Here is a 6,785-nt window from a genome sequence, read left to right as displayed (position 1 = left end):
TTTTGGAGGGAGTGTACTCACGTACATGACCGACAAAAATCGTCCAGTGACGCCGACAGCGCAAAAAAGGCTGTTTTTGACGGATGATTGTGGCATTGCACAAGCTGCCAATCCCAAGCCAGCGATTACATTAATTAACAGGTCCAGACCCTAGGCCCCGGACTCAGATCACCTTGTTCAGCGCGTACTCGATGATGCCCTCGGCGCCGGCGGCCCGCAGACGCGGGATGAGGTCGCGCACGATGCCCACCTCCACCACGGTCTCCAGCGAGAGCCACGCTCTGTCGCGCAGCGGCGAGACCGTGGGCGAATTGAGCGAGGGCAGCATTTCCAGGATGGCGTCCAGGCGCCCGGCCGGCGCGTTCATCTTGAGCGCCACGAGATTCTCGGCGCGCAGGGCGCCCTGGAGCAGGAGCGTGATCTGGTCGATCTTGGCGCGCTTGCGCGCATCGGCCCAGGCATCCCTGTTGGCGATGAGCACAGGATACGAGATCATGACCTCGTCAATGATTTTGAGTCCGTGGGCGCGGATGGTGGTCCCTGTCTCCGTCACCTCCACGATGCCGTCCGCCAGGCCCTCCACCACCTTGGCCTCGGTGGCGCCGTAGGAATAGAAGATCTCGGCGTCCACGCCCTTGCTGGCGAAATAGCGGCGTGTCAGCCCCTCAAGCTCCGTCGCCACGCGCCTGCCCGCCAGGTCCGCCGCGCAGGTATAGGGGGCATCCCCGGCCACGGCCAGCACCCAGCGGCAGGGCCGCGACGAGGTCTTGGAATAGACAAGATCGGCCACGCGCACCACGGCGTCCTCATGGCCGCGCTCGCCCAGCCAGTCCAGCCCGGTGATGCCCACATCCAGGACGCCGGCGGCCACATAGCCGCCGATCTCCTGCACGCGGCAGAGCGAGGCCGAAAGCTCGGGATCGTTGATCTCCGGGAAATAATTGCGCGCATGCTTGCGGATCTTCCAGCCGGCGCGCTCGAACAGGTGGATGGTGGCGTCCTCGAGCGAGCCTTTGGGCACGCCGAGCTTGAGGATGGGACGATTCTGGACGCTCATCGGTCGCTCCCTTGACTGGGGTTGGGGCGGGCAGCGGCGGCCGCGCCATAGACAGCCGCGGGGTCAAAGACCATGGGGGCGCACACGGCAAGGGCGCCCGCGCGCCACTCCCGGAAAAAGCAGGTGCGGTGCCCGGTGTGGCAGGCCGCGCCGCCCGCCTGCTCCACAAGCAGGAGGATGGCGTCGCTGTCGCAGTCAAGGCGCACGGCGCGCACGCGCTGCACATGCCCCGAGGTGGACCCCTTGTGCCAAAGCTCGCGGCGGCTGCGGCTCCAGAAATGGGCTTCGCCGCTTTCCAGGGTCCTGCGCCAGGCTTCCTCGTTCATCCAGGCGAGCATGAGGACCTCGCCGCTCGCGGCATCCTGCACCACGGCCGGGAGCAGACCGCCCCCGAATGCCGGGGCGAACTCCGCGCCGGGGAGCGTCCCCGCCGTCGGAGCCGCCGTCTCCTGACCGTTGCTCATGCTTCCTCCCGCCACGCCGCCGAAGTTCTTTTCGCCCGAAAGGCGCGCGGGCGGCGCCCCCATGTTCTAAGCGCATTCCCCGCGGCGGGCAAGCCGCTTTTCCTCGCCCGAGCCTTGCGAATCCGGCGGGAATGGCGTACGCTGCATGCCACGCTGTCAGTGGGAACCGCCGCCCTGGCGTTTTTCCCTATTTTGTCGCGCCCTGCGCGTAAAGGTCGTCATATGCCGGATTCCCCGTCTTCCCTTCCCGAGGAGGTGCCCGCCGGGAGCGCGCCCCCCGCGCATGACGGGCTTGCGGACGTTTCCGTCAGCGAGCCGGAAAATTCGCTCCCGGGCGTGGCGCTCGCCGATCTGGCGCCCGCCCTTCAGGCCGCGTGCGCGCGGGCCGGCTGGCAACAGCTCATGCCCGTCCAGTCCCTGGCCCTGCCCTACCTGCTCGCCGGGCGCGACATCATGGTGCAGTCGCGCACGGGCAGCGGCAAGACGGGCTGCTACCTGCTGCCCATGCTCGCCGCCCTGTCCCCGGAACTCAGGGCGCCGCAGGCTCTGGTGCTGGTGCCCACGCGCGAGCTTGCCCTTCAGGTGGAACGCGAGGCGGCCACCCTTTTCGCGGGCACCGGCATCGATGTCTGCGCCATCTATGGCGGCGTGGGCTACAAGAAACAGATGGACGCCCTGCGCGCCGGGGTCCAGGTCATCGTGGGCACGCCGGGGCGCGTGCTCGACCACCTGCTCCGGCACACCCTTGATCTCGGTCAGGTGCGCCTCCTCGTTTTCGACGAGGCGGACCGCATGCTCTCCATCGGCTTTTATCCCGACATGAAGGAGATCCAGCGCTACCTGCCCGACCGGCGCCATACCTGCCTTTTCTCGGCCACCTATCCGCCCCATGTGCTGCGGCTCGCGGCGGAATTCATGACCGAGCCGGACATGCTCTCCCTCTCCCGCCGGGAAGTCCATGTGGCCGAGGTGCAGCACCTCTTCTGCGAAGTCAAGCCCATGGACAAGGACCGCGCCCTCGTGCGCCTGCTGGAGACGGAAAACCCGGCCTCGGCCATCATTTTCTGCAATACCAAGGCCAACGTCCACTATGTGGCGGGCGTGCTCCAGGGCTTCGGCTACAGCGCGGACGGCCTTTCGGCCGACCTCACCCAGAGCCGGCGCGAGGCCGTGCTGGAAAAGGTGCGCCAGGGCACGCTCCAGTATCTCGTTGCCACGGACGTTGCCGCGCGCGGCATCGACATCCCGGCCCTTTCCCACGTGTTCCTCTACGAGCCGCCGGAAGACCATGAAAGCTATATCCACCGCGCCGGGCGCACCGGCCGCGCGGGTTCGGCCGGGACGGTCATCTCTCTGGTGGACGTCATGCAGCGCATGGAGCTTGAGCGCATCGCCCGGCATTACAAGATCGCTCTCACCGAGCTTGCCGCCCCCACGGACGCCGATGTGGCGCAGGCCGCCTCCGCGCGCCTCATGACCGTTCTCGAAGCGCGCTACCGCGGCCTGACAGGTCTTGAACGCATGCGCGTGGCGCGCTATGCCGACCTCGCGCGCGACCTCGCCCGCCCGCAGGAGCCTGCCCCCGGCCAGGCCGAGGGCGAGGAGAATGACAATCTGCTCCTGCTCGCCATGCTTCTGGACGCCTGCCATCAGGAGCGCCTGCGCGAAGGCCGCTTTTTCCCGGATGCCGGACCTGCGCCGGAAGCGGGCGGGACATCCGGGGGACGCGCCGGCAGGGGCGGCCGCTCCCGCGGAAGACGGGGCAGCCGCGCCGAAGCTCCCGCATCCGGACCCGCCGCCGCGCAGGCAACGGAAGGGTCCGCCGCAGAGGAGCGGCCCGCGCCGCGCAAACGGCGGCGCCGTTCCCGGGGCCGCAGAAGCGGCGAAGGCCGCGACGGCGCCCCCGCCGCTGCCGCACCCGACGCCGGCGGAGACTGATCCGCCGCCCGCATGTGGGGGCGGCAGCCGTGCTGCCGCCGGAACTCACGCGAGGCCCGGAGATCCCCCGGGGTCCCGCCAGTTGTGAATCGGACGGAACGCCATGCAGAATCTTGCGGAACTCGACGACGCACCCGTTGCCCAGGTGGCGCTGGACAATTTCGCCGCCCTTCTGGAAGACGCGGATTTCACGGCCGAGCTGGAGCTTGCGGGCATCGGGCGTTTTCAGTTCCTGCGTCGCCGCCAGATGATCCTGGAGCTGCGCGGCCTGCATATGGCCCTCTGGCGCCTTGCGCTCGCGCGCTCCTTTCCCCACGATGCGGACGCCATGTTCGCCACCTTCCTCCACGGCTATCTGACGCGGCATCCTGACAAAGCGGCCAGGCTCGCGGCGGAGCGGGCGCGGCAATACTGGGGCATGCTCCAGCCCACGGGCGACGCGGATTTCAACGAAGTGGCGCGGCACCTCACCTCCTTTGCCGAACGGGATGAAAAGACGCGCCGCACCCTGACGCTCAAGCTCGCGCTCCACATTCGCGGGACGTATCGTTTCATTTTCGACAGGCTGATTTAGCGTCCCGGGCTGCACGCCGCGCCCCGGAGCCATGTGCCATGCAGATCGCAGATTCCGCCGCCGCCTTCGCCACCCTGGGAACTTCCGGTGTGACCATCGGCAACTTCGACGGCGTCCACCTGGGCCATCAGGCGCTGGTGCGGCGCACGCTCGACGTCTGCCGCGCCAGGGGCCTCGCCTGCGTGGTGGTGACCTTCCGGCCGCATCCGCGCACCGTGCTCACGCCCGAGCGCCCGCACGCGCCGCTGAGCACGCGGGAGCAGCGCTTCGCCCTGCTGGAGGGACTCGGCGTCCGCCATATCCTGGAACTGCCGTTCACCCGCCAACTGGCCGCTCTGCCGCCGGAAACCTTCGTGCGCGAGTATCTCCTGCCGCTTGCGCCGCGCGAGCTTGTGGTGGGGCATGACTTCACCCTGGGCAGGGGCAGGAGCGGACATCCCGACCTGCTGCGGCGCATCGGCCGCGAACTCGGATTCGGGGTGGAACAGGTGCCGGCGGTACTGGCCGACGGCGCCCCTGTCAGCTCCACACGGCTCAGGCGCTGCCTCGCCGAAGGCGATGTGGCCCTGGCGCAATGCCTGCTGGGGCGCCCCTATGCCCTTTCCGGCACGGTGGCGCACGGCGAGGGGCGCGGCGCGGGCCTGGGCTTTCCCACGGCCAACCTGGAGGGCGCGGCGACCCTGCTGCCCGGCAACGGCGTGTACGCCACGCGCGCCCGCTGCGGCGGCCGGAGCTTTGACGCGGTCACCAATATCGGCCGCAAGCCCACCTTCGGCGGCGGCCGGCTGACGGTGGAGAGCTTTCTGCTGGACGCGGCGGAAGATCTTTACGGGCAGGACCTGCACCTGGAATTCGCGGCGCGGCTGCGCGGGGAACAGCGCTTCGCCGACGCCGGGGCGCTCAGCCGCCAGATCGGCGCCGATGTGGCCGCCGCGCGCCGCCTCCTCGCCGCGGAGAACGGCCGGGACGCCGGGCCGGCCGCCGCCTGCGGGGGACGGCCATGATCCGCGCCGACCTGCACAGCCACACGCTGGCCTCGCACGGCACGGCAAGCGCCGGGACCATGGTGGCCGCGGCCCGCGCCGCCGGCCTTGCGTGGTTCGGCCTTTCCGAGCATTCGCCCCTGCCGGAGGGCTTCCACTGCGCGCTCTACAAGGGCGACCTTGCGCGCGACTTTCCCCGCTACGCGGCTGATGTGCTGCGGCTCAAGGAAACGGCGCCCCCGGACGGCCCGCGCGTCCTCCTCGGCCTGGAGCTGGACTGGCTGCCCTCGCGGCTGGCGTACATGCGCGAGCTTGTGGCGGCATGGCCCTTTGATTATGTGCTCGGCTCGCTCCACTATCTGGACGGGATGTCCGTGGGCGCCATCGCCAACTGGAGCGGCCGCGTCAGCCGGGAGGAACGCCACGCCCGCTTTGCCGCCTATTTTTCCGAGATGGACTCCATGGCGCGCAGCGGTCTCGTCCAGGTGGCCGCGCATCCCGATTTCATCAAGCTGCGCTCCTGGGAGGAGTTCCACGCCTGGCTGGAACTGCCGGAAAGCCGCGCGCCCGTCATGACGGCGCTCGAGGCGCTGGCCGCCAGCGGCACGGCCATGGAAGTTTCCGCCGCCGGGCTGCGCCAGGGCTTTGCGGAGCCGTATCCGGCCCCCGCCATCATGCGCCTTGCGCGGGAAGCGGGCGTGGACATCTGCTTCGGCTCGGACGCGCATGCCCCGGAGGATGTGGCGCGCGGGTTCGACCGGCTGGGCGACTACGCCCGGTCCTTCGGTTTCACGGATTCGGTCATCTTCATCAACCGCGAACGCCGCCGGCTTGCCTTCTGAGCGCGGGCGGCCCAACGGGAGCATCCATGGACGGCACCCCCCCTTCCGGCGCGGAACGCTCCGGCAACGACCAAAGCCGCGAGCTTCTGGAGAGCCTGCCCGAGATCGGGCCGGAAGAAACCTTCGTATTCGACTGCGGCCCGCATATGCCCTGCTTCAACCGCTGCTGCGCCGAGCTGACCCTGCCGCTGACGCCCTATGACGTCCTGCGGCTGCGCCGCCAGCTCGGCATGGCCGGCGACGATTTCCTGCGGACCTTCACCACCCTGCGTTCCTTCCCGGACACGGGCTTTCCCCTGCCGCTGCTGCGGATGCTCGAAAGCCCGGACGCCCCCTGCCCCTTCGTGACCCCGGCCGGCTGCTCGGTCTATGACGACCGCCCCGGCGCCTGCCGCTGCTACCCCCTGGGCCGCGGCACCAGGATGGGCGCGGACGGCGTGGCCGAACGCTTCTTCCTGGTGCGGGAGGAGCATTGCCGGGGCTTCGACCAGGGCACGGAGCGCACACCGGCCCAATGGTTCGCCAATGAAGGCATGGAACCCTACACGCGCTTCAACGACCGCTACATGCGCCTCATGGCTATGGTGCGCGCCACGGAAAAGCCGCTGGAACCCCGGCTGGCGACCATGGCCGTGCTCTGCCTCTACCAGCTGGACAAATTCCGCGAGCTGATCACCACCATGCACATCTTCTCGCGGGTGGAGGCATCCCCCGAACTCCAGGCGCGCATCATGGAAGACAGCCCGGACGGCGATGCGGCCGCGCTGGACTTTGCCCTGGACTGGATGGAACTCGTCATCTTCGGCACCAGCCCGGGCCTGTCGCGCGCCAGATCTGGTGACGCCCCGCAGAGCGCCTGACGCCCGCACGGCCGCACCCCCGCTTGACGGTCCTTTTTCCCCCATGGTAGGGGAAAAATGCTGCTTC

General features: G+C 69.2%; 7 protein-coding genes. 5 read left to right on the top strand and 2 right to left on the bottom strand.

Translation table 11 applies throughout. The features are described from left to right. Window positions 1–163: 163 nt before the first annotated feature. Window positions 164–1,057, bottom strand: a complete 894-nt coding sequence (gene hisG / locus QZ294_RS01010) for an ATP phosphoribosyltransferase (protein ID WP_297045400.1) — start codon at window positions 1,055–1,057, stop codon at window positions 164–166. After that, window positions 1,054–1,521 carry a phosphoribosyl-AMP cyclohydrolase gene (gene hisI / locus QZ294_RS01005; RefSeq protein ID WP_297045397.1) on the bottom strand — a complete coding sequence of 156 codons (468 nt, stop codon included), beginning with the start codon at window positions 1,519–1,521 and terminating at the stop codon, window positions 1,054–1,056. The genes hisG and hisI overlap by 4 nt, the downstream gene beginning before the upstream one ends. Window positions 1,522–1,743: 222 nt before the next feature. Here hisI and QZ294_RS01000 point away from each other — a divergent pair, with 222 nt between their 5' ends. From QZ294_RS01000 to QZ294_RS00980, 5 genes are all read left to right on the top strand, one after another. Further along, window positions 1,744–3,459 carry a DEAD/DEAH box helicase gene (locus tag QZ294_RS01000; RefSeq protein WP_297045394.1) on the top strand — a complete coding sequence of 572 codons (1,716 nt, stop codon included), beginning with the start codon at window positions 1,744–1,746 and terminating at the stop codon, window positions 3,457–3,459. 103 nt (window positions 3,460–3,562) lie between these two features. Next, on the top strand, window positions 3,563–4,033 hold the full coding sequence (locus tag QZ294_RS00995; RefSeq protein ID WP_297045391.1) for a hypothetical protein: 471 nt from the start codon (window positions 3,563–3,565) through the stop codon (window positions 4,031–4,033). A 38-nt stretch (window positions 4,034–4,071) separates the two neighbouring features. Further along, window positions 4,072–5,037 carry a bifunctional riboflavin kinase/FAD synthetase gene (locus tag QZ294_RS00990; RefSeq protein WP_297045388.1) on the top strand — a complete coding sequence of 322 codons (966 nt, stop codon included), beginning with the start codon at window positions 4,072–4,074 and terminating at the stop codon, window positions 5,035–5,037. Next, window positions 5,034–5,858 (top strand): histidinol-phosphatase, encoded by an 825-nt coding sequence (locus QZ294_RS00985; RefSeq protein ID WP_297045385.1) that lies wholly within the window; start codon window positions 5,034–5,036, stop codon window positions 5,856–5,858. The genes QZ294_RS00990 and QZ294_RS00985 overlap by 4 nt, the downstream gene beginning before the upstream one ends. A gap of 26 nt (window positions 5,859–5,884) precedes the next feature. Beyond that, window positions 5,885–6,718 (top strand): YkgJ family cysteine cluster protein, encoded by an 834-nt coding sequence (locus tag QZ294_RS00980; protein ID WP_297045383.1) that lies wholly within the window; start codon window positions 5,885–5,887, stop codon window positions 6,716–6,718. The last annotated feature ends 67 nt before the right edge of the window (window positions 6,719–6,785 follow it).

The sequence above is a fragment of the uncultured Desulfovibrio sp. genome (assembly GCF_910584445.1).
In the GTDB taxonomy this organism is placed as follows: Bacteria; Desulfobacterota; Desulfovibrionia; order Desulfovibrionales; family Desulfovibrionaceae; genus Desulfovibrio.
Note: the sequence above shows the minus strand (reverse complement) of the source record. Positions and strands in the feature narration are given on the sequence as shown.

Bases quoted from the DNA above. Each gene is read 5' to 3' on its own strand.
- hisG (WP_297045400.1), bottom strand. From the start codon at position 1,057: ATGAGCGTCCAGAATCGTCCCATCCTCAAGCTCGGCGTGCCCAAAGGC.
- hisI (WP_297045397.1), bottom strand. From the start codon at position 1,521: ATGAGCAACGGTCAGGAGACGGCGGCTCCGACGGCGGGGACGCTCCCC.
- QZ294_RS01000 (WP_297045394.1), top strand. From the start codon at position 1,744: ATGCCGGATTCCCCGTCTTCCCTTCCCGAGGAGGTGCCCGCCGGGAGC.
- QZ294_RS00995 (WP_297045391.1), top strand. From the start codon at position 3,563: ATGCAGAATCTTGCGGAACTCGACGACGCACCCGTTGCCCAGGTGGCG.
- QZ294_RS00990 (WP_297045388.1), top strand. From the start codon at position 4,072: ATGCAGATCGCAGATTCCGCCGCCGCCTTCGCCACCCTGGGAACTTCC.
- QZ294_RS00985 (WP_297045385.1), top strand. From the start codon at position 5,034: ATGATCCGCGCCGACCTGCACAGCCACACGCTGGCCTCGCACGGCACG.
- QZ294_RS00980 (WP_297045383.1), top strand. From the start codon at position 5,885: ATGGACGGCACCCCCCCTTCCGGCGCGGAACGCTCCGGCAACGACCAA.